This window comes from Xenorhabdus poinarii G6, assembly GCF_000968175.1.
GTDB lineage: Bacteria > Pseudomonadota > Gammaproteobacteria > Enterobacterales > Enterobacteriaceae > Xenorhabdus > Xenorhabdus poinarii.
The window spans coordinates 1,288,630-1,311,497 of the sequence record NZ_FO704551.1 but is presented as its reverse complement, the minus strand read 5'-3'; the positions used below and the strand labels follow the sequence as shown (position 1 = coordinate 1,311,497).

Sequence of the window (22,868 nt, the reverse complement as noted above, 5' to 3'; positions counted from 1 at the left end):
TACATCGCTATCTTGTACCGATACTCATCAATTAGGTTTGATTATAATGCCAATAGCGGTCCCAATGGACGCCCACCCACCAGGTGCATATGAATATGGAAGACTTCCTGCCCTGAATGACGGTTACAATTCATGATCAACCGGTAACCATCTTCTTCAATACCTTCTTCTTTTGCTATTTTCGCCGCAACTGTAAATAGACGTCCCAACGCAATTTCATGATCCGCAGTCACATCATTAACTGTCGGGATCAGCACATTAGGTATGATCAAAATATGTGTTGGTGCTTGAGGGGAAATATCGCGGAATGCGGTGACCAAATCATCCTGATAAATAATATCCGCCGGAATTTCACGGCGAATGATTTTACTGAAAATAGTTTCTTCTGCCATCTTGCTTCTCCTTTTTATCCTAAAAGATTAACAATGATTAACGATAGAGATTGGATTCCGATGTTAACCCTAATCCCGTATACTGGTACTTACAATAGACAATGTGAATAGCTATCTTAATTTTCTTTAAGATCGATATGAAATAATTCACAGAAATTTCGCGTTGTCACTGCGGCTAATTCATCAATACTAACACCTTTCAACGTTGCCATATATTCAGCAACATCACGTACATAAGCCGGTTGATTCTGCTTGCCGCGATGAGGAACCGGTGCCAGATAAGGTGAATCAGTTTCGACCAGAATGCGATCAAGTGGAACAAACCTTGCGGCTTCACGGATCTGCTCAGCATTACGGAACGTAACAATGCCCGAAAAAGAGATATAAAAACCTAAATCCAGCAAGGCCTTAGCGGTTTCTTTATCCTCCGTGAAACAGTGCAGCACACCACCACATTCTTGTACTTTTTCTTCCCGTAATATCATCAAGGTATCGTCCCTTGCTTCACGGGTATGGACAATCACGGGCTTATTGAATTCACGGCCAATACGGATATGCTCACGGAATGACGTTCTCTGCAGTTCAGCATTTTCTTTCTGATAGTAATAATCCAGCCCCGTTTCCCCTAGAGCGACAACATCTTCATCTGCCGCCAGCTGGGCAAGCGCGGCGAAATCGTAACCTTCATCCAAATTCAATGGATGAATACCACAGGAATAGGCGACGTTTTCTCGTTTCCCTATCAAGTCCTTCATTTGACGGAAACCCGGCAACGTCGTTGCCACTGCCAACATGTATTTCACATCCCGCTCTGCGGCTTTCGCCACAACATCATCGACACTTTTGTGTAACGTTTCATAATCAAGGCAATCGAGATGACAATGCGAATCAACTAAAAACATAATATGCTCGTATCTAAGTAAGTGACTGTGCAGGACAAAACTGTCTTTCCCAATTGAGTAATTGTTCCGTCAGCAACAATTCCCGATTGACGCCCATGACAGAAAATAATTGGTGACGGCAGTGTACCCAATCATCAACTGCATGTAAGAGCGTTTCAGCACATTGAGAAGAGGCAAGGTAATGAATCAAAACCTGCTGATCTTGGTTAACGCAGTAATCTGCTGCCTGCCACTGCCATTTCACAGCATCGGATAATAAGCTAATCAGCCAATGCAGTGATTGCTGGACATCATCACGATTTAACAAGGGTAAAAGTGACAGGGTATCACATTTATGCAACGCTTGTTCAATCGCCTGGCAAAGCGAATTTCTTTGTTGCCATTTTTCAGTCTGAAGTAGCTTCTGCGCCGCTAATGGCGCGCCCTGAGAAAGCTTAAGTGCGGTTTGTACCTCCAGCGAAGAGCACGCCGGAAGCTGATTTTGCAACCAATGAAGCCCTATTGAAGTTGCCGGTACTGGCACAAAATAGTAAAAACAACGGCTACGCAATGTTGCCAGCAAATTGACAGGACTCTGGCATTGCAAGAGAAAATAGGTGTTCTTAAGAGGTTCTTCTAATGTTTTCAACAAAGCGTTAGACGCCGCCTCTGTCAGAGATTCTGCAGAGGGTATCCAAACAATCTTCGCTCCGCCTTGCTGAGAATATTCATAGAGCTTCTCATTGAGCTGACGCACCGCATCCACGCCAATGATATTTTTTCCCTTTTCAGCCGTCAGGACATGCCAGTCAGAGTGGGTTTCCGCCAACATTAAATGGCAGCCGTGGCATTTGCCACAGCTTTTAATCCCCTGTTTATTCTGGCACATTAACCAGCGACTCAAACCATACGACAGTGCATCCGCCCCCATTCCTGCATACGCATGCAGCAAAATAGTATGATGCCCACGTCCCTGTTGATGGAATTCAACTAACTGACGATAGGCGTGATTGAGCCACGGATACCAATTCATGCCACTGTTTCCTGTTCTTTTAACCAATGAAGTAAGGTGCTACGAATGTTATCCTGCACGTTTTCCAGCGGCTGAGTGGCATCAATGGTTTTGATACTGCTATCTTTTGCCACAAGTTCAAGATACCTTGTACGGGTTCGGTCAAAGAAGTCTAAGGATTCTTTTTCTATACGATCCAATTCTCCCCTCTCACGAGCCCGCTGTAACCCCACTTCTGGCGGCAAATCAAGATAAAGGGTTAAGTCTGGCTGGAAATCACCTAATGCAGCTTCGCGTAATGATGCCAGCAAATGCTGATCAATGCCTCTGCCTCCTCCCTGATAGGCCTGGGAAGAGAGATCATGGCGATCACCAATAACCCAAGTTCCCCGAGATAAAGCCGGTTTGATAATATTTTCTACCAATTGAACTCTGGCAGCATATAACATCAATACTTCGGCTTTATCCGTCAGCACTTCGCCCTCAATGCCTTGTTTAATCAGCCTACGTAGTTTTTCCGCTAATGGCGTTCCCCCCGGTTCGCGGGTCAGGGTTAAATCAGAAAGACCATACTGCTTCAAAGTTTCAACCACAGTTTGGATTGCGGTTGTTTTCCCCGCACCCTCAAGCCCTTCAATTACAATAAATTTGCTGTTCATTTACTCTGCTTTAACCTTTGGCGATAAAGACTGACCGCCTTATTATGTTCTACTAAATTCGTCGTGAATGTATGGCCACCATCACCATTTGCGACAAAATATAAGTACTTTGTGACAGCAGGATGTGCTGCTGCTTTAATTGAAGCCAAACCCGGCATAGCAATGGGCGTTGGTGGCAATCCATCAATCATATAGGTATTGTATGGTGTCAGGGTATGGAGGTTACTGCGAAAAATCGTCCCTGTATATTTATCTCCCAATCCATAAATCACCGTTGGATCAGTTTGTAATCTCATTTTTAACCGGAGACGATTCACGAATACCGAAGCGACTTTCGTGCGTTCAGATTCAATGGCGGTCTCTTTCTCAATGATAGAAGCCATGATCAACATTTCATAGGCATTCTTATAGGGCAAATCCTTTTCTCTGTTTTCCCATTCCTGGTCTACAACCGTTTTCATTTTGTTATAAGCGCGCTTGAGTAATTCCACATCACTCGTACCGGCTGTATATAGATAAGTATCGGGATAAAACCACCCTTCCAGCGGCTCTCCCTCGTTCATCCCTAAAGCCTGACGTAATTCTTGAGGCGTTTTACTCTCCATGTCATGCTTTAAATGCGGTGCGTTCTGCACTATTTTTGACCAATCAGAAAGACGACTGCCTTCGACAAAACGAATGGAAAACTGCGTTTCTTTACCACTGGCAAACAGTTGCAAGACCGATTTTAAAGACATCCCTTTTTGTAAACGGTAAGTGCCCGCCTTAAATTTTGCCAACTCCGGCTTCCATCGGAATAACCACGGCAACAATTGATTATCTTCAATAAGCTTATGCTGGATCAGTAAAGCCTCCAGACCAGCGCGGCCGCTTCCCGCCGGCACCGTGAAGATAACCTCTTGATTGAGTTTAATATCTTGATCTGCGAAATTTTCTATCTTCTTTATGAAAGATAAAAAGACGATCAGTGCGATTAAAATCATTAATCCGGGCAGAATGAAAATGCGCTTTTTTAGTTTCATTCGGTCACCACTTCTATTCATACGTCAATGTTGTGCTTCACTCATGAAGACTCAACCGCTAGGCGATTAAGCATCCAGGTAATAAATATTCGTGCAACTCTCTTGATTGGTATTTCCACACAAGTTGATTTTTATGTGCTTGAATTCGATTTACCGGGATCACCGGCAATAAAGAATTACAGATAATCACTTCATCTGCATGTGCCAAAGCTTCCGGATAACGCATGACACATGATAAGTGATAATCACTTTCGGCCAATAATTCGATGATCCTTTGCCTCATGACACCCTCAACACCACTTTGGTTTAGCGCTGGCGTATAAACCTTTTTCCCTTTTCGCCAGAAAATATTAGCCGTACAGCATTCAACTAACCGCCCATCACTATCAAGTACCAATGCTTCATCTGCCTTGGATTGTTCAATAAACTGTTTAATCAGAACTTGTTCCAAACGGTTTAAGTGTTTAATACCCGCCAAATAAGGATTAATGCCCACTGAAATGGGACTAAGAACCAATGAAATACCGGCTTGACGCTGAGTAATATAGTGTTCTGGATATGGACTTAAAGACAGGATCTGGGTCGGCCCTGTCGTGTCGGCAATACCATAACCACGGCCGCCAGTGCCCCTGGAGAGAATCACTTTCAAAACACCACGCTCACAGCCTCTTGCAGCCTGTTTGATATGGGATTCAAGCTGAGACCAATCCGGTGCGGGCATAAACAATTTTTCAACACCTTTCTGTAACCGTTTTATGTGCGAAGGCAGCAAGGCTGGTAACTCTTGTTCAACTCTGATGGTCGTAAAACAGCCATCACCAAATTGTACCGCACGATCATTAACAGGTAAGTAATCGCACTGATTACCATTAATCCAATACGTCATCTTAATTTCTTATTTTTGATAAAAAGCATGAATATCTCAGCCAGTGAGGCGCGTTATCATAGTATAGGTGTCTTTGCAGTGCAAAAAACCATATAAAAACAATTCACCGAAAACGAATCCTCCTAAAATCACCCTCATAAAAACAGGTATAAAAAAAGCCTCAACATGTGTTGAGGCTTCTGATAAAGACACGGTGATTTTAGATCTTACGGAAAATCAATGACCCGTTGGTGCCACCGAAGCCGAAAGAGTTGCACAACGCATACTCCATTCCTTCAACTTTACGCGCTTTACCCGGAACTAAATCCAAATGACAGTTCTCATCTTGATTCTCCAGGTTAATCGTTGGAGGAACGATCTGATCACGCAGAGAAAGAATCGTGAAAATGGATTCAACCGCTCCCGCAGCACCCAATAAATGGCCGGTCATGGATTTAGTTGAACTCACTAATACTTTAGTATTCTGACCAAAAACAGACTCAATCGCATTCGCTTCTGCCAAATCACCAGCAGGTGTTGACGTGCCATGAGCGTTGATATAACCCACCTGTTCTGGTGAAATTCCCGCATCATTCAAAGCATTCTGCATTGCTAAAGCAGCACCCGCACCGTCTTCAGGCGGTGATGTCATATGGTAAGCATCGCTACTCATGCCAAAACCAATAATTTCAGCATAGATTTTTGCACCACGTCTTTTCGCGTGTTCATATTCTTCAAGAACGACAATTCCTGCACCATCGCCCAGAACAAAACCATCACGCGCTTTATCCCAAGGACGGCTTGCACCTTGAGGATCGTCATTACGGGTTGACAATGAACGCGCAGCGCCAAATCCGGCGACACCAAGATCTGTACTTGCTTTTTCTGCACCACCTGCCAGCATAATGTCGGCATCATTATAAGCAATGATGCGCGCTGCATGGCCAATATTATGTACGCCAGAAGTACAGGCAGTCGCAATGGAAATGCTCGGGCCACGCAAACCGTACATAATACTCAAATGACCTGCCACCATATTGATGATGGTTGAAGGTACAAAGAATGGGCTAACCCTACGAGGACCTACCGATAACAGTGTACTGTGACTTTCTTCAATCAGGCCCAAGCCACCAATACCAGAACCAATAGCAGCACCAAAGCGGCTAGCATTGGCTTCTGTTACTTCGATTCCTGCATCTTCAATCGCTTGTTTGCCCGCAGCAATACCATATTGAATGAAAAGATCCATTTTTCGTGCTTCTTTGCGCGAAATATTGAACTCTTCATGATTAAAATTCTTCACCACGCCTGCAAACTTGGTTGCATGGTTAGCGGTGTCAAAATGTTCGATAAGGCCGATACCACTCTGTCCGGCACAAACAGCATTCCAAGAAGATTCTACTGTATTGCCGACAGGAGATAACATGCCTAGTCCGGTCACGACTACTCGACGCTTAGACACGGTTATCCTCCAGGGAGGGAAAAAATTTAGGACGAAAAACATAGGCGGTCGAACGACCGCCTAGGTATGTGTGCTTATTTACCTGCGTTTTCAACGTAGTCAATAGCAGCCTGAACTGTAGTGATTTTTTCAGCTTCTTCGTCTGGGATCTCGATATCGAACTCTTCTTCCAGAGCCATTACCAGTTCAACTGTGTCAAGAGAATCAGCGCCCAAGTCATCAACAAATGAAGCTGTGTTCACAACTTCTTCCTCTTTAACACCCAGTTGTTCAACGATGATTTTCTTAACGCGTTCGTCGATAGTGCTCATACTATTTAATTTCCTATCAAAACTCGCTTTTGCGATGGTTTTCGTAGTTTATAAAATACAGGAAAAGATGCAACCAAATCCCGGCTGGTCGAACCACAATCTGTTTTTTTTGTATAAAAAATACATCAAAAACAAAGTGTTCGCTCATTTTTAGACCATGTACATGCCACCATTGACATGCAATGTTTCACCCGTGATGTAAGCGGCCTCGTCAGAAGCAAGAAACGCTACAGCACTGGCAATTTCTTTTGCATCACCAAGACGATTAGCAGGAATTGCAGCAGAAATACCCGCACGTTGTTCGTCTGTCAACGCTCTGGTCATATCGGTTTCAATAAAACCAGGTGCAACAACGTTGACGGTGATGCCACGAGAAGCGACTTCACGAGCCAGTGATTTACTAAAACCAATCACTCCTGCTTTCGCTGCCGTGTAATTCGCCTGTCCCGCATTTCCCATCGTTCCAACGACAGAGCCAATGGAAATAATACGTCCATAACGTTTTTTCATCATAGCTCGCATTACTGCTTTTGACAGACGAAAAATCGAAGAAAGATTCGTGTCAATAATATCTTGCCACTCATCATCTTTCATGCGCATCAACAAGTTATCACGAGTGATGCCTGCATTATTCACTAAAATGTCTATTTCACCAAATTCAGCACGAATATTCGAGAGTGTATTCTCAATGGATTCTGAATTTGTGACATTCAGTACAAAACCTTTTCCTTTGTTACCAAGAAAAACACTGATTGCTTCAGCACCCTTCTCGCTGGTTGCAGTGCCAACAACACATGCACCACGTTCAGCTAATAACTCTGCTATTGCGCGACCTATACCACGGCTAGCGCCCGTGACCAATGCAATTTTTCCATCAAAGCTCATGTTTTCCTCAGTCATTTATTCAGAGCAACTGTGAGTGATGATACATCATTTACTGCTACAGCACTTAAAGTATCAACAATACGTTTCGTTAACCCAGTAAGCACTTTACCTGGCCCGATTTCCAACAATTGTTGGATGCCTTGCTCTGCAATATATTCAACAGATTCTGTCCAGCGTACAGGATTATACAACTGACGAACCAAAGCGTCTCGAATCGCGTCAGCAGATGTTGCGACTTTGACATCAACATTATTCACTACGGGGAATCGAGGCGTGCTAAACACAACGTCTTGCAGTGCAGCCGCCAATCGCTCAGCCGCAGGCTTCATCAGCGCGCAATGTGAAGGCACACTGACAGATAACGGTAACGCTCGTTTGGCGCCCGCGGCTTTACATGCAGCGCCAGCCCGTTCTACTGCCTCTTTTTCACCCGCGATAACAACTTGCCCCGGTGAATTAAAATTAACCGGTGAAACGACTTGACCCTGTGCTGATTCTTCACATGCCTTTACAATAGAGTCATTATCTAAACCGATAATGGCATACATTGCGCCTTGCCCTTCGGGTACGGCTTCCTGCATCAGTTTTCCACGCAATTCAACCAGTTTAATGGCTTGCTGGAACTCAATCACACCAGCACAGACCAGCGCAGAATATTCACCAAGACTATGACCCGCCATGATGGAAGGCGCTTTACCCTCTTTTTCCTGCCATACTCGCCAAACTGCGACGGAAGCTGCCAACAACGCCGGTTGGGTTTTCCAGGTTTTGTTCAGTTCTTCTGTTGGGCCGTGTTGAACTAATGCCCATAAATCATATCCCAAAACCGCAGAAGCCTCTGCGAACGTCTGTTCAACCTGTGGAAATTCTGCGGCTAAATCTGCCAACATACCCAGAGATTGAGAACCCTGACCGGGAAACACCATTGCAAAATCAGACATGTCTATTTTCCTGTTGAATTAAAAACGTACTAGCGCTGAGCCCCAGGTAAAGCCACCGCCGAATGCTTCAAGTAAAATCAGTTGGCCGCGTTGGATTCTCCCATCACGTACCGCTTCATCGAATGCTGTCGGAACAGATGCTGCCGAGGTATTGCCATGACGATCCAAAGTAACGACCACTTTATCCATGGTCATATCTAATTTTTTGGCTGTTGCCGAAATAATACGTAAGTTCGCCTGATGAGGCACCAACCAATCAAGCTGAGAATGGACTAAATTGTTGGCCTCTAATGTTTCATCAACAATATTCGCTAATTCACGAACAGCCACTTTAAAGACTTCATTACCCGCCATCGTCACATAGTCGGGCGTATCACATTTCACCCGGCTTTGATGAGGTAATGACAGTAAATCACCATATCGACCATCGGCATGAAGATGTGTGGATAGGATACCGGCTTCTTCTGACGCTCCGACGACCATTGCCCCTGCAGCATCGCCAAAAAGAATAACGGTACTGCGATCTTGCGGATCAACAACCCGTGAAATAATGTCAGAACCGATAACCAATGCATGTTTAGCCGCACCAGTTTTAATAAATTTATCGACCACGCTCAATGCGTAAGTAAAGCCAGCACATGCCGCGGCAACATCAAACGCCGCAATACCCGGAATCCCCAACAACTGCTGAATTTGACACGCCGCACTTGGAAAAGCATGTGTTGAACTTGTTGTTGCGACAACGATTAAGTCAATGTCTGTCTTATCGATACCGGCCATTTCAATGGCCTTTTCAGCCGCTTTGAACCCCAGAATTGCAACATTTTCATCTTCAGCAGCAATACGACGTTCGCGAATGCCTGTCCGCGTGACAATCCACTCGTCAGACGTGTCGACCATTTTTTCTAAATCTGCGTTAGTACGCACCTGAGCAGGTAAATAACTGCCCGTACCTAAGATTTTTGTATACATTTATGCTTATTCACTCTTGGGTAACACTGCATCCAGTCGGGCAGCAATTCTGTCAGGAACCTGCTTTTCTATCGCCTGAATGGCTTGATTAATCGCAGCCTTAAAAGCATGTTCGTTGGCAGCACCGTGACTTTTGATGACAATGCCGCGTAAACCTAATAACGTTGCTCCGTTATACTGGTCAGGATTAAGATGGCCAAATTGTTTGCTTACCTGTTTTAGCAACCATTTCTTAACTATTTTCATCTTGAATAATTTCATCAGCCAAGATGATTTTTTCTGCTGACTACCCGGTGACTTCACCAGCGATAAAATCACTCTGATTGCACCTTCCATCGTCTTCAGCGTAACATTACCTGCGAAGCCGTCACAGACGAGTACATCTGTTTTTCCTGTCAGTAACTCATTTCCTTCCACATACCCAATGTAGTTAATTGCAGGGGCATTGCGCAAGGTTATAGCAGCTTCGCGGATATTATCCAGCCCTTTGGATTCTTCTTCCCCGATATTGAGTAATGCCACGCGTGGATTATCCACACCAACAATATACTCCGCCATCACGGCTCCCATAATCGCAAACTCAACTAACATACGGCTATTACAATTAATATTGGCGCCTAAATCCAATACGATCGTTTTCCGCTGTTTGAGATTAGGTATCACGGTCATTAATGCAGGTCGTTCAATCCCTTCAATGGATTTCAACATGACTTTTGCTAACCCCATCAAAACGCCCGTATTTCCCGCACTGACACAGGCTTGTGCTTCTCCCGACTTCACTAAATTGAGTGCTATACGCATTGATGTACCGTGACTAGAACGAATCGCTTGGGATGGCCTTGCATCGTTAGAAACGACATGTTCGGCAGGGACAACGTGTAAACGACTGAGCAGCTCGGCATTTTGATTTGCAAGCAACGGGGAGATGGTTTCGGGGTTACCGACCAACAATAGTTTCAGTTGCGGATTAGATGCCAGTGCCTGCAATGCAGCAGGCACCGTAACGCGAGGACCAAAGTCCCCGCCCATAGCATCTAACGCTAAGGTTAGATTAGCCAAGATATCAACTTGCTAATGATTAGCTGAAATTACTTGTTGATTACCTTGCGGCCACGGTAGTAGCCATCAGCAGTCACGTGATGACGCAGGTGAGTTTCACCAGAAGTTTTGTCTACAGAGACAAGTGTTGCAGTCAGTGCGTCATGAGAACGACGCATACCACGCTTAGAACGAGTTGGTTTATTCTGTTGTACGGCCATTGACCTTACTCCTTAAGTACTTTTCTTTAAACTGGCTAATACGGCAAATGGATTTGGTTTTTCTGCTTCAGGAGGCAGTACACCAAACACCATGTCCGTGTCGGACACTTCACAGTGTTCAGAATCATGAACCGGAACTACCGGCAGGGATAGAATTATTTCATCTTCAATCATTGCCAGCAAATCTATTTCGCCAAATTCATTAACCTCTATTGGCTCATACTCTTCCGGTAATGCCTCAGCCCGCTCATCATTGACGACCGGGCTAAAACAATATGTTGTGTGAACATGATGACTGAAATTACTGCCACAACGCTGACAGGCAAGTGTGACATTCACATCGGAATGTCCTTTTACAACTGCCAAACGCTGATTATCAATTTCAAATGATAATGAGGTATCTACATCACTATCCACACTGACCACAGCGTTTGCAATACGAGAAACTTGCGCAGCGGAATAACTACCATGGTAGTCTAATCTTTTCTGAGCTGCTCGAAGTGCATCAATGGTCAGGGGTAATTTTAGCTTCTGCATAAGGCGCGCATATTATCTTTGTAATGAGATATAGTCAAAGAAAAAGGCCACACATCTGCACCTTTCCGCCAAACATTCGCTTATTAAGCGGCACTTAGTTTAGAATGTCTACGAATATTTCTCTACGTATTTTATGGAAAAATGATGCTTCCGATTGTTTTATCATCAACTTCGGTATATCGCCGACTGTTATTAGAAAAATTAGGGTTAGCGTTTACCTGTGCCGCCCCCAATATTGATGAAAGCCCTCTGGAAAATGAAAAGCCGGAACAATTGGTCATGCGGCTATCACAGGAAAAAGCCCGGGCATTGCAGGCAAACTACCCTTGCCACCTGATTATCGCATCAGATCAAGTCTGTGTTTTAGGTGATGAAATAACAGGCAAGCCACATAATTTTGACAATGCTTTGTTACAATTAAAAAAAGCCAGTGGAAAATGTGTCACTTTTTATACTGGCATTACCTTACTCAATAGCAAAACAGAGATTGTTGATACACGTTGTGAACGATTTTATGTCTATTTCAGACATCTTACCGAGACAGAAATCATCCATTATTTAAACAAAGAAAAGCCCTTCAATTGCGCGGGTAGTTTCAAGAGTGAAGGTTTAGGCATTACATTATTTGAAAAGCTTAGTGGCAAAGATCCGAATACACTCATCGGGTTACCCCTAATAACGCTGACAGAAATGTTGATCCGTCAGGGGATAAATCCACTGACGGCATGTTCTTAATGGGGCTTATTTCGCAAGATTTTTAAACAATTTCGCAAATTATCATCCATTGGGGCTTCGAAACGCAGCGTTTCCTCTGTGGATGGGTGGGTAAATTTCAATGAACTGGCGTGCAAAAACAGTCGGTTAAGCCCGGTTTCAACCAGCTGTGCATCAAATACCCGATCCCCATAACGATCATCGAACGCAATGGGATGACCAGCATGTAGGGTATGCACGCGGATTTGATGAGTTCGCCCGGTCACCGGGCTGGCCCGTACCAATGTGGCAAATGCATATCGTTCTTCAACTTTGAAACGTGTTTCCGATGGCTTGCCTTCTTTACTGACTTTAACCACCCTTTCCCCGCTTTGCAGGATATTTTTCAGTAAAGGCGCTTCAACGACTTTACAATGAGATTGCCACTGCCCACGCACGAGTGCCAGATAGTCTTTCTGCATCTGTTTCAGACGTAATTGCTCATGCAATGCCCGCAATGCAGAACGCTTTTTCGCAATTAACAAAATACCCGATGTATCGCGATCGAGCCGGTGTACCAATTCAAGGAAACGGGCTTCAGGCCGCAAAGCGCGTAGCCCCTCTATCACACCAAAACTCAGGCCACTGCCGCCATGCACCGCCGTCCCTGAAGGTTTGTTAATCACTAAAATATGGTCATCTTCATACAAAATACATCCCGCTAACGCGGCCACTTTATCTAACTTGGCTGATACCGGTGTTTCTTGCTTTTCTGCTACTCGGATGGGCGGGATCCTGATGACATCACCGGCTGTCAATTTATATTCAGGTTTGATTCTCCCTTTGTTGACTCGAACTTCACCTTTACGCAAGATCCGATAGATCATGCTCTTAGGGACACCTTTTAAACGCGCCAGCAAAAAATTATCAATTCGCTGACCCGCTTCATCGTCATCAATCGTGACAAATTGTACAATCTGATTATTTGTTTTCATGGGCAAGATTCTAATAATCCAACAAACAGAGCGCTACTCATTTTTAAATATGCCTAAATAACATCCATTCTTTACGTCCATTCATTGATGAATTCAACGCAAAGGTTAACAACTTATCATCGTTTCCTATTAAAAAACCTTCAAAGCGATAAAGTCACCTTGCTATCACCCCAATAGCAATGGAATAATGCTTTCTGGCCACAGTTTACTAAACTATGAGTGGCAAGATTGAAATTGTTTGTTATCTGTTTGAACGAACAAAAACGCAGCAAATGCATAAGACGTCGTGTTTAATCAAACAATTTATGGGCGGCGAGCAGCAGCGTACGGGATTGGGTAAAATCTGTCTCTATTTATTATAGTACCCAATAAAGCGTACTGTATTTAAATGAAATTCAGACTCATCGACAAATAGGCGCCTCTATACAAACGATAGCCGTGAGGCTGACGGATTTGTAAAAGACACGAGGCCATCGATATCCGGTCGTGCGCTTTTTTTACTCGTCGCTCTATATTAAATCAATGTAAAAAATAATGAGTAAGTTAGAATGAAAAGAATGTTAATCAACGCAACCCAACAGGAAGAGTTGCGTGTTGCCCTTGTTGATGGGCAACGTCTTTATGATTTGGATATTGAAGGTCCAGGACACGAACAAAAAAAGGCCAATATATATAAAGGTAAAATTACACGAATTGAACCTAGCCTAGAAGCCGCTTTTGTTGATTATGGTGCGGAACGTCATGGCTTCCTACCCATTAAAGAAATTGCTCGCGAATATTTTCCAAGTAATTATCATTCCCACGGTCGTCCTAACATTAAGGATATCCTTAAAGAAGGTCAGGAAGTCATCGTTCAAGTTGATAAAGAGGAACGCGGCAACAAAGGTGCAGCCTTAACAACGTTTATCAGTTTGGCAGGTAGCTATCTGGTTCTGATGCCAAATAACCCAAGAGCAGGCGGAATTTCTCGCCGCATTGAGGGAGATGATCGCATCGAATTAAAGGAAGCCCTTTCTTCCCTTGAAGTTCCTGAAGGTATGGGGTTGATTGTTCGTACTGCCGGTGTAGGCAAATCAGCTGAATCCTTACAAGGCGATTTAAACTTCCGTCTGAAACATTGGGAAGCAATCAAAAAAGTGGCAGACAGCCACCCCTCCCCATTCCTGATCCATCAGGAAAGCAATGTTATCGTACGCGCATTCCGTGATTATCTGCGTCCCGATATTGGGGAAATTTTAATTGATAATCCTAAAATTTTAGACCTGGCACGTCAGCACATCACCGCTCTGGGGCGTCCTGATTTTGCCAGCAAAATTAAACTGTATAACGGCGAAGTTCCTCTGTTTAGCCATTATCAAATCGAATCTCAAATCGAATCCGCCTTCCAGCGTGAAGTTCGTTTGCCTTCCGGTGGTTCCGTCGTCATCGATACAACGGAAGCGTTAACCGCGATTGATATCAACTCATCCCGTTCAACCCGTGGTGGTGATATTGAAGAAACCGCCTTTAACACCAACCTGGAGGCCGCAGATGAAATTGCCCGTCAATTGCGTCTACGTGATCTGGGTGGTCTTATTGTTATCGATTTTATTGACATGACGCCGGTGCGCCATCAACGTGAAGTGGAAAACCGGTTGCGTGATGCTGTACGTCAGGATCGTGCCCGTATTCAAATTGGCCGGATATCCCGTTTTGGCCTACTCGAAATGTCACGTCAGCGTTTAAGCCCATCTCTTGGCGAATCCAGTCACCATGTTTGTCCCCGTTGTAGCGGCACCGGCACCATCCGAGATAACGAATCACTGTCTCTCTCTATTCTGCGCTTAATCGAAGAAGAAGCACTGAAAGAAAACACCCATCAGATTCACGCCATTGTTCCTACGCAGATTGCTTCCTATTTACTGAATGAAAAACGCAAAGCAGTCAGTGAGATTGAGCATCGTCAAGGCGGTGTTGGTGTGGTCATTGTTCCAAACGATCAAATGGAAACGCCACACTTCTCTGTGTTACGTGTGCGTAAAGGCGAAGAAATTTCAACGCTGAGTTATAACCTGCCAAAACTGTATGAAGTAGAGATGGCAACGGTTCAGGATGATGGTCAGCATGAACGCAAACGTCCAGAACAACCCGCTATTTCAACGTTTGAGCTATCTACAGAAGCAACAGCATCTGCCTCGGAAACAGCAATAGCCAAAACAAAAGAGAAAAAAGCCGCGGTTAATAATCAGAAACAAACTGAAAAACCAGGTTTATTCAGCCGTTTCTTCAGCGCCTTGAAAAAAATGTTCAGTAGTGAGGAAGAAACACAACCTCAAGAAAAGAACAAAAAATCGTCTGGCAATGAGAACCGTCGTTATCCAGAACGTCGCGGCCCACGCCGTCAAAATCAGCGTCGTGAACGTAACGAAAATGAAACACGCAATAACCGTGAGCGTGAGGAACAACGCAAGGGTCGTCATAGCCAGCAGAAAAATCCTGTTCAAGATAACACGGTGATCGATAATGAAGCGCGTGAAGCACAGCAACAACAACGCCGTGAACAACGCGTTGAGCGTCAACGTCGTCGCCAGGAAGAAAAACGTCAGCAACAACTGGAAGCGAAAACTCAGCAAACGGAAAATCAACCCAATATCGTCGAAGAAGTGGTTGAAGAACGTCAACCTGTCATGCCTCGTCGTCAGCGCCGCCAGCTTGAGCAGAAAATCCGTATCACTGACGCAGTGAAGCCAGAAACCACCGTTGCAACCCTACCTGCCGCACTACCTGAATTGGTATCAGAAAGCAGTCACAAAGAAACAAACGTGTCCGTGGCCGCTGTCATTGAGACGAAGATTGAAGCAACTCGTCAATCTGAAATACCACAAGATACGGTTGCACCGGATGTTACTTCACACGCTACTGCGCCACAGAACAATGAGCAGCAAGACACCACGATGCCTCGTCGTTCCCGCCGTTCTCCACGCCATCTTCGGGTCAGCGGTCAGCGTCGTCGTCGCTATCGTGATGAACGCAACCTGACTCAATCTCCAGTCCCTTTGGAAATGGCTGTCGTATCACCGGAATTAGCGTCGGGCAAAGTGTGGGTTCGCTATCCAGTTACCCCCGTGACCGTGACAGAATCAGAAACGCAGGCACCTGTGGATGTCATGAACAAGGCAGTTGAAGAAAAAACCGCCCCTGTACACCAGGAACAAGTCGTTCTGGAGCCATCAATCGCAGAGGCGACAGCACCTCATATTGAGTTGGTAGAGCAACAAGACGCTACCACCAATCATGATCTTGCTAAAACTGATGACGTTTCCAGCGTGGTATCAGTAGAGCCAGCATTAGCACCGTCTCAGGTTGCGGTATCGGAGAGCGTGCCATCTATCAACCATGAGAGAAAACAACAATCAGAAGTTTTAGAAGTTTTAAGTGATACAGAGTCACATAGCCTGGTTTCGTGTAATGCTAAAGAGACACCGCTTACAGCAGAACCCATTACTGTGACGCCGATTGTTGAACCGGAATATCATGAAGAACAACCTACTGTCAGCACAGAAATACGTGCTAAGGCAGAAGACGCTAAAACGGAAGAGACAAAAGTGGTTAAGTCTTCGATTATCCTGGAAAAATATCGTCACGCTTATTCCCCAATGACAAAGGCTCCCGCACCCGATCTGGCGTCGGAATCTGTTGTTATCACCGAATGGCTACGTCCTGACTATCCGTTCAAAGGCAAAGGGGGTGCCGGTGGTCATTCTGCAACAAGCGTTGCGATTTCAGCTATGTTTAAACCGCAGTCACACGAATGATGACAGACTGTAATTGATTGAAAACCCAAATGGCTCCCAATATAGGGAGCCATTTTTTACTCTGCTATCACAAAAAACGAATAAATTTCATGTTATTCACTCACCAATTCCAATTAAACTGAGTCGGTTATCATTGAAGATAATTAATTTTATGGAGAACCCCCAACGATGAAACCTTGGTTGATTTTTGGTGCCGGAAAAGGCGTAGGACGCCATTTAGTGACTATTGCGCTAAAGCAAAACCGTCCTGTCACCGCGTTGATCCGCCATACACAACAAGCGATAGAACTCAGCGAATTAGGCGTTAACGTAATACGAGGGGATGCCTGTGATAAAAAAAGCATAGAAAAAGCGGTTACCCTGGCGGGAGAAAATCCCATCGTTTTCTCGACCATTGGCGGAGGCGATGCGGATCACCACGGGAACATGGCCATTATTGATGCATTGGAACAAGCTCAAATTTCTCGCCTGTTATTAGTGACATCCATTGGGTGTGGGGAAAGTTGGAAGACATTGTCCGCACGCGCCAAATCCTTATTTGGCCAATCTGTCAGACATAAATCGTTGGCTGAAAGTTACCTGCAAACCAGCACCCTGGATTTTACCATCGTCCGCCCCGGAGGTCTGACCGATCAGCCTGGCACCGGACATTGCAAACGTTATCAAGAAGAAATTCATGGCATGGTAAGCCGAGAAGATGTGGCAAAGCAATTGGCACAGATGGCTGAAGATGAACAAACCTACGACCAAATTTATGCCCTAGTTGATCCAGCACTAAAACCTCACTGGCGCTGAATTGACTTTTTATTGAAGTAACAAGAACAACCACGCCCTAATGGCGTGGTTAATTGCCGGCTCAAATTGAGATAATACTCTTTCTCAAGCAAGATCCTTGTTGAACAAACAAGACTTACTTAACACCGCCATCCATTGCTTTAAGTTTTTTAGATAACTCACGACGCTCTTTGGAAAGCTCAGCATTTTTGATGATATATTCATCAACGCGCTCTTCATAATCACTGCGCATATGAGCAATAATTCCTTGAATATCTTCAATTGACATGCCTGGTTTTATGTAATCAGTCAGGTTATCAAGCAGAAGTACACGTTTTTGGTTATCCCGAATTTTTTTCTCATTGTCTACGATTTCGCGCTGTAACTTGTTCTTACGACGAAACATACGCACAAACTCCAGTACATTGTGGAATGTTGGTTTATTTGTGTTATCCATTGTTTATCCCTTTTTAATCAGATCGATAATGTCTTATACTCACTACACAATACAATTTCAGGCAATGCATAGACAAGTTAGTTTCGACAATTTATTGATAAGCTACCTGCAGGATATCTCTCTTCATCAAAAATCCCACTCATTTTTGCCTCAAGTGAGCAAAACCCCCTATCACCACTGTAGATTTGTATCGCCACTTGCCACCTAGTCCCTAAAACTCAAGGGCGATGTTGTAAACAATCTTCATCTGGGTCATGCCCCATAACTATTTGAGGAGCATTACGTTCTAAGCGCTCAGCTTATTTCCAGTTGATACCAAATTGTTTCATCGGAGTTCCACTTCTACCATTCGCAAAAAGCTCAGAAATGATTTGTTCGGCCATTTTCTTCTAGTTGCTGCTGGAGTATGACATAACATCCCCTGGATGTGATTGCGGTGGCAAATATGAAAAAGGCCGCATTAAGCAGCCTTATGTACTATTTAATAAACTTTAAGTCATCTTTCCTGTACCGCTTTTGTTCCTGATAAAAATTTTCATGAGAACCAAAATTTAACAGGTATAGCTCTATCTTTTCTTCAACCCAATGATACCCAAGCAATGTTAGTTGGTTATTTAACTGAAATTTGTGAACACGAAGAAAATTTAAATCTCCTTTCTTCTGCTCGCCAATTTCTGGGTTGTCAATGATTCTCTCTATCTCATCTTCCACCACTGCAAGAAGATTTTCAGGTAATTTAGATAACGCTTTAGAGAAACGTCTTGTTTCATAAACATCAATCTTGGGACTTTTTTGTCCTTCTGACATAACGCGACACCTTACCATTCCCGACTTCGCTTTTCGCCAGTAAGACATCAAGGATAAAGGCGTACGGCAAATCCGGGTTATCTTCGGCGATGCGACCTATTTTTGCCCAATGTTCGATCTGCTTTGGTACACTTCTACTTGAAGCCTCAGCGTGAATTTTTACATCATTCACGAAATCATCATCTAAACGGATACTAATAGCCATCTGCGTACCTCTCAGGTATTTGTATTACATGCGGTGTAGACGCATACGCTTGTGGAAGCGCACTTATAACATGCGCCATTTTGTCTAAAAATGCAATCTTTTGTTGCAAAACTGCCTTTATCGGCCAGCACCGCTTTATCTGGATCTGGAGTGCTATCGATTTTCGGGTAAAATGCTTTCATTTCAATACCCATTAAATCACTGGCAGTTATACAGGAGGCAGAAATTGACGAGTATTTGCTCGCCTTTATTTTCATCTCAAAAGTCCTTAGTTTGGGGTTAAGCTAATGCCCGTAACTTCTCGTCGGCTAATTAATTAGCCGTAATCCCCCCTTTTGGGAACACTCGCACACTAAGTCCGCCGATATCGGTTATTTCAGGTTTGCCCTGATATGGTTTACCATGTATGGAACGTAATTTTGTGTCACCAAAAGCCATACTGTTTTGTACTCAAAATAAAAATTAACTTGTACTCACTCTGTACTTAACATCGCATGGACAAAACTAGACAGTAAAAGACATAAATAAACACTCAGTGCAAAAATCAATCAGAATTGATCGATAAACCAATTAAAATCAAAAAAATAAATACCAATAACTGACGGGGAAAAACTTTGTCTACCGATAACAAACAACAATCATTCTATTTTCATGACTATGAAACTTTTGGTAAACATCCGGCCCTGGATCGTCCCGCACAGTTTGCAGGCGTTCGTACCGACAGTAATTTCAATATCATTGAAGAACCTTTGGTGGTGTATTGTGCTCCTGCTGACGATTATCTGCCCGATCCTGAAGCCGTCATGATCACGGGCATTACCCCTCAATTGGCATTGAAAAAAGGGGTCAATGAAGCGGAATTCGCCCGGCAAATCCACGACGCATTCAGCAAACCCAACACATGTATTATTGGGTATAATAATATTCGTTTTGATGATGAGGTCAGCCGTCATCTCTTCTATCGTAATTTTTACGATCCTTATGCTTATAGCTGGCAAAAAGGCAACTCCCGATGGGATTTGCTCGATGTATTACGGGCTTGTTATGCCCTGCGTCCAGAAGGCATTATCTGGCCTGAAAATGAGGATGGATTGCCCAGTTTCAAACTGGAACATCTGACAAAAGCCAACGGTGTTGAGCATACTCACGCGCATGATGCGATGTCCGATGTTCATGCAACTATCGCCATGGCAAAATTGGTGAAAAAAGCTCAGCCTAAGCTGTTTGATTACTTTTTCCAATTAAGAAATAAACAAAAAGTCAGCAACCAAATTGATATCCCACAAATGAAACCGCTGGTTCATGTCTCGGGCATGTTTGGCACACTGCGCAGCAATATTAGTCTGATTGCCCCATTAGCCTGGCATCCTACTAACCGTAATGCGGTTATCACCTGTGATCTGGCTGGTGATATCTCACCACTTATGGAACTCAGCGTAAACGAATTACGCGAACGTCTGTATACTCGGCGGGATGAGTTACTGCCAGAGCAAAGCCCGGTGCCAATTAAACTGGTTCAGATTAATAAATGTCCAATCGTTGCACCAGAGAATACCTTACGGCCACAAGACGCTGAACGAGTGGGACTTGATCGCAAAAAATGTGCGCAAAATTTGGCTATTTTGCGCAATCACCCACAAATCAGAGAAAAGATCGTTGAGTTATTTTCTCAGCAAGAAGAGTTTCCAGAATCTGATAATGTCGATACTAAACTATATAGCGGATTTTTCAGTACTGCCGACAAAGCGGCAATGGACATTATCAGGGAAACTCTGCCCCAACATCTGCCTGCTTTGGATTTAACATTTCAGGATACACGCATTAAGTCACTATTATTTCGCTATCGTGCAAGAAATTATCCAGCAACACTGGATGATGAGGAGCAACAACGCTGGCTGCGTCATCGTCAGGATACGTTAACACAGGAAAATATCAGTCAATACCTTACAACGATCAACAAGCTTTTTGTTGAATACCAGTCTGATGAAGGAAAATGCCGCCAGTTAAAAGCCCTGCTTGATTATGCCATTCAAATCGCTGGATAGAACTTGCTGACAAGCACTATATCCAATAGATTTCGGGTGTTATCCTCCGAGCGATAACAGAACGAAGTAGTGTAAAAGAAAAAGACAAACCCGCATGTTTTGTCTTTTTCTCCTTTTAAATGGTCATAAACGCAAGTTAATCAGATTGATGCCCTGTCACCTGACACTCACATTCTCCCCCCCAATTTTTCAGCTTGGAGGTTTTACCGATCCCCGGATTTAACGTATTCGTCGGATCGGTCTGTTGATAAAAACGCTTAAGTTGTGGTTTAGCGTTGTACAAGTGACCAACATTGTGTTCGGCCGGATACTCCGCTCCCCGCTGATTTAAAATCGCCAGCATTTTTGCTTTCAATGCATGCACATCCGTACCTTTTTTAACAATATAGTCCTGATGGAATACATGACACATAAAATGCCCGTAATATAACCGATGAACCAACGCATCATTGATTTCGGCCGGCAAAGTTTCAAACCATTCACGATCATTACGGCGCAGCGCGATATCCAATGCCAAAATATCCTCAACTTCATTACGATGAACAGCCTGATAACGGATCGCGGCGCCTGCGGCAGCAAAACGATGTAAGAACGCCTTTCCTCCTTCTTCTGGAGTACAAACAAAATACTCGCCATCAGCCTGTTTAAAGTAACTTTCCAGCCATTCACTCGCCTCCTTTATCCCTTCACCTGACATTTTCAACATTAAGTGATGTTCAAAGCGATTTCGATATTCTTTCAGACGAGGCGGTAAATGAGAGGGCAATAAGCGACTTAATCCCTGTATAACATGATCTGTCAGGTACGATGGTAAAAATGGGATTTTGCTTAATATCGCATCCAACCGCCCTTTCAGAGTGAAAAACATCGGCATTTTATCTGTACCGAGTTTATCAATCATCACAAAGGTATCTTTTCCATATCTTTCTGCAATATCAAATATATCGCGATGCATGTATTCCCCGGCAACCGGCAAATGCTGAAAATTCGATAAAATATGACGTCGCAATTCGGTCAACACATCAGGTTGGTCAGTGCCGATATAAAAAACCTGTGAAGATGACTCTGCCGGAAAGGTATCAAGGCGAACAGCAAAAACAACTAGTTTACCGGCACAACCTGAAGCTTCGAATAATCGGTGTTCATCAGCATTAAACCGGGACGGGGTATCTGCATCAACATCCCGGACTCGTTGTGAATACTCATGATCAGAAGCAACGTTATTGCTCTGTTGAATATCTTCAATGCGATAACGTTGCTCCTCCAAACAGACCAACATATCTTCAGCTTGCTCTCCGAGTGAGATCCCCAAATGGTTAATCAGCTCAGCCTCGCCTTTTTCATTGACTCGTCCATAAAGTGCCATTTCAGTATAAGCGGGTCCCCGCTGAACCAAAGACCCCCCTGAATTATTACAAATTCCGCCAATAACAGAAGCGCCAATGCAGGATGATCCGATCACTGAATGTGGTTCACGCCCTAATGGTTTTAATACACTTTCCAAATGCCACAATGTGCTACCAGGGAATGCAATCACTTGGTTCGTTGATTGAAGAATTTGAATTTTATCCATACGTAAGGTACTGATAATAATGATATCGCGGTCATAATCATTACCACTCGGCGTAGATCCTTCCGTTAACCCGGTATTAGCCGCCTGCATTAAAATAATTTTGTCGGCTTCAACACAAGCTTTAAATACTTTCCACTGCTCCAATAATGAACCGGGAAACACAACCGCAAGTGCATTTCCTTGTCCAGAGCGAAAACCTTTACGATAACGTTCCGTTTTTCGGGGTTCAGTGAGGAGGTTAGCCGATCCCACAATATTCGTAAGAGTCGCGATGAGTTGCTGATTCTGAGGATTTTTAACATCATTCATATCATTTTCTTACCTTGT

General features: G+C 44.0%; 24 protein-coding genes. 4 read left to right on the top strand and 20 right to left on the bottom strand.

Annotation, left to right across the window (positions count from 1 at the left end):
* Positions 1-41: 41 nt before the first annotated feature.
* The 14 genes from hinT to yceD form a co-directional block, all read right to left on the bottom strand.
* On the bottom strand, positions 42-392 hold the full coding sequence (gene hinT / locus XPG1_RS06005; protein WP_045958267.1) for a purine nucleoside phosphoramidase: 351 nt from the start codon (positions 390-392) through the stop codon (positions 42-44).
* 116 nt (positions 393-508) lie between these two features.
* On the bottom strand, positions 509-1,294 hold the full coding sequence (locus tag XPG1_RS06000; RefSeq protein WP_045958266.1) for a metal-dependent hydrolase: 786 nt from the start codon (positions 1,292-1,294) through the stop codon (positions 509-511).
* 13 nt (positions 1,295-1,307) lie between these two features.
* Positions 1,308-2,306, bottom strand: a complete 999-nt coding sequence (holB, locus tag XPG1_RS05995) for a DNA polymerase III subunit delta' (protein ID WP_045958265.1) — start codon at positions 2,304-2,306, stop codon at positions 1,308-1,310.
* Positions 2,303-2,944 carry a dTMP kinase gene (gene tmk, locus XPG1_RS05990; protein WP_045958264.1) on the bottom strand — a complete coding sequence of 214 codons (642 nt, stop codon included), beginning with the start codon at positions 2,942-2,944 and terminating at the stop codon, positions 2,303-2,305. The genes holB and tmk overlap by 4 nt, the downstream gene beginning before the upstream one ends.
* On the bottom strand, positions 2,941-3,966 hold the full coding sequence (mltG, locus tag XPG1_RS05985; protein WP_045958263.1) for an endolytic transglycosylase MltG: 1,026 nt from the start codon (positions 3,964-3,966) through the stop codon (positions 2,941-2,943). Before mltG ends, tmk begins: the two co-directional genes overlap by 4 nt.
* Before the next feature lie 58 nt (positions 3,967-4,024).
* The gene (pabC, locus tag XPG1_RS05980; RefSeq protein ID WP_045958262.1) at positions 4,025-4,852 is read right to left on the bottom strand and encodes an aminodeoxychorismate lyase; all 828 of its coding nucleotides are present in this window, start codon (positions 4,850-4,852) and stop codon (positions 4,025-4,027) included.
* 199 nt (positions 4,853-5,051) lie between these two features.
* Positions 5,052-6,293, bottom strand: coding sequence for a beta-ketoacyl-ACP synthase II (gene fabF, locus XPG1_RS05975; RefSeq protein ID WP_045958261.1), 1,242 nt, complete (start codon positions 6,291-6,293; stop codon positions 5,052-5,054).
* A 74-nt stretch (positions 6,294-6,367) separates the two neighbouring features.
* Entirely contained in the window at positions 6,368-6,604 is a 237-nt protein-coding gene (acpP, locus tag XPG1_RS05970) for an acyl carrier protein (RefSeq protein WP_012989255.1), read from the bottom strand.
* Between the two features lie 150 nt (positions 6,605-6,754).
* Positions 6,755-7,489 carry a 3-oxoacyl-ACP reductase FabG gene (fabG, locus tag XPG1_RS05965; protein ID WP_045958260.1) on the bottom strand — a complete coding sequence of 245 codons (735 nt, stop codon included), beginning with the start codon at positions 7,487-7,489 and terminating at the stop codon, positions 6,755-6,757.
* An 11-nt stretch (positions 7,490-7,500) separates the two neighbouring features.
* Positions 7,501-8,430: an ACP S-malonyltransferase gene (gene fabD / locus XPG1_RS05960; RefSeq protein ID WP_045958259.1), complete on the bottom strand. Its 930-nt coding sequence runs from the start codon at positions 8,428-8,430 to the stop codon at positions 7,501-7,503.
* An 18-nt stretch (positions 8,431-8,448) separates the two neighbouring features.
* A complete protein-coding gene (locus tag XPG1_RS05955) occupies positions 8,449-9,402 on the bottom strand; it encodes a beta-ketoacyl-ACP synthase III (RefSeq protein WP_045958258.1) in 954 nt (317 codons plus the stop codon).
* A 6-nt stretch (positions 9,403-9,408) separates the two neighbouring features.
* A complete protein-coding gene (gene plsX, locus XPG1_RS05950; RefSeq protein ID WP_071825335.1) occupies positions 9,409-10,461 on the bottom strand; it encodes a phosphate acyltransferase PlsX in 1,053 nt (350 codons plus the stop codon).
* A gap of 29 nt (positions 10,462-10,490) precedes the next feature.
* Entirely contained in the window at positions 10,491-10,661 is a 171-nt protein-coding gene (gene rpmF, locus XPG1_RS05945; RefSeq protein ID WP_004253223.1) for a 50S ribosomal protein L32, read from the bottom strand.
* Between the two features lie 12 nt (positions 10,662-10,673).
* The gene (gene yceD, locus XPG1_RS05940) at positions 10,674-11,198 is read right to left on the bottom strand and encodes a 23S rRNA accumulation protein YceD (RefSeq protein WP_045958256.1); all 525 of its coding nucleotides are present in this window, start codon (positions 11,196-11,198) and stop codon (positions 10,674-10,676) included.
* A 144-nt stretch (positions 11,199-11,342) separates the two neighbouring features.
* On the opposite strand from yceD, the gene XPG1_RS05935 reads away from it, so the two are divergent.
* Positions 11,343-11,933: a Maf family protein gene (locus XPG1_RS05935; RefSeq protein ID WP_045958255.1), complete on the top strand. Its 591-nt coding sequence runs from the start codon at positions 11,343-11,345 to the stop codon at positions 11,931-11,933.
* On the opposite strand, the gene rluC is transcribed toward XPG1_RS05935, so the two are convergent.
* Entirely contained in the window at positions 11,930-12,886 is a 957-nt protein-coding gene (gene rluC, locus XPG1_RS05930; protein ID WP_045958254.1) for a 23S rRNA pseudouridine(955/2504/2580) synthase RluC, read from the bottom strand. The two genes, XPG1_RS05935 and rluC, sit on opposite strands and share 4 nt — an antisense overlap.
* Positions 12,887-13,434: 548 nt before the next feature.
* Between rluC and rne the strand changes: the two genes are divergently transcribed.
* Positions 13,435-16,680, top strand: coding sequence for a ribonuclease E (gene rne / locus XPG1_RS05925; RefSeq protein ID WP_045958253.1), 3,246 nt, complete (start codon positions 13,435-13,437; stop codon positions 16,678-16,680).
* 168 nt (positions 16,681-16,848) lie between these two features.
* Positions 16,849-17,475, top strand: coding sequence for an SDR family oxidoreductase (locus tag XPG1_RS05920; RefSeq protein WP_045958252.1), 627 nt, complete (start codon positions 16,849-16,851; stop codon positions 17,473-17,475).
* Positions 17,476-17,590: 115 nt separating this feature from the next.
* Here the strand turns inward: XPG1_RS05920 and tmaR are convergent, their stop codons facing one another.
* The 4 genes from tmaR to XPG1_RS05900 form a co-directional block, all read right to left on the bottom strand.
* A complete protein-coding gene (gene tmaR, locus XPG1_RS05915) occupies positions 17,591-17,911 on the bottom strand; it encodes a PTS system regulator TmaR (protein ID WP_045958251.1) in 321 nt (106 codons plus the stop codon).
* A gap of 477 nt (positions 17,912-18,388) precedes the next feature.
* Positions 18,389-18,718, bottom strand: a complete 330-nt coding sequence (locus tag XPG1_RS05910; RefSeq protein WP_045958250.1) for a type II toxin-antitoxin system RelE/ParE family toxin — start codon at positions 18,716-18,718, stop codon at positions 18,389-18,391.
* Positions 18,687-18,923, bottom strand: coding sequence for a ParD-like family protein (locus XPG1_RS05905; protein ID WP_045958249.1), 237 nt, complete (start codon positions 18,921-18,923; stop codon positions 18,687-18,689). The genes XPG1_RS05910 and XPG1_RS05905 overlap by 32 nt, the downstream gene beginning before the upstream one ends.
* 11 nt (positions 18,924-18,934) lie before the next feature.
* Positions 18,935-19,180 (bottom strand): hypothetical protein, encoded by a 246-nt coding sequence (locus XPG1_RS05900; RefSeq protein WP_045958248.1) that lies wholly within the window; start codon positions 19,178-19,180, stop codon positions 18,935-18,937.
* Positions 19,181-19,537: 357 nt separating this feature from the next.
* Here XPG1_RS05900 and sbcB point away from each other — a divergent pair, with 357 nt between their 5' ends.
* Positions 19,538-20,968, top strand: coding sequence for an exodeoxyribonuclease I (gene sbcB / locus XPG1_RS05895; RefSeq protein WP_045958247.1), 1,431 nt, complete (start codon positions 19,538-19,540; stop codon positions 20,966-20,968).
* A 136-nt stretch (positions 20,969-21,104) separates the two neighbouring features.
* On the opposite strand, the gene dld is transcribed toward sbcB, so the two are convergent.
* Positions 21,105-22,850: a D-lactate dehydrogenase gene (dld, locus tag XPG1_RS05890; protein ID WP_045958246.1), complete on the bottom strand. Its 1,746-nt coding sequence runs from the start codon at positions 22,848-22,850 to the stop codon at positions 21,105-21,107.
* Positions 22,851-22,868: the final 18 nt, after the last annotated feature.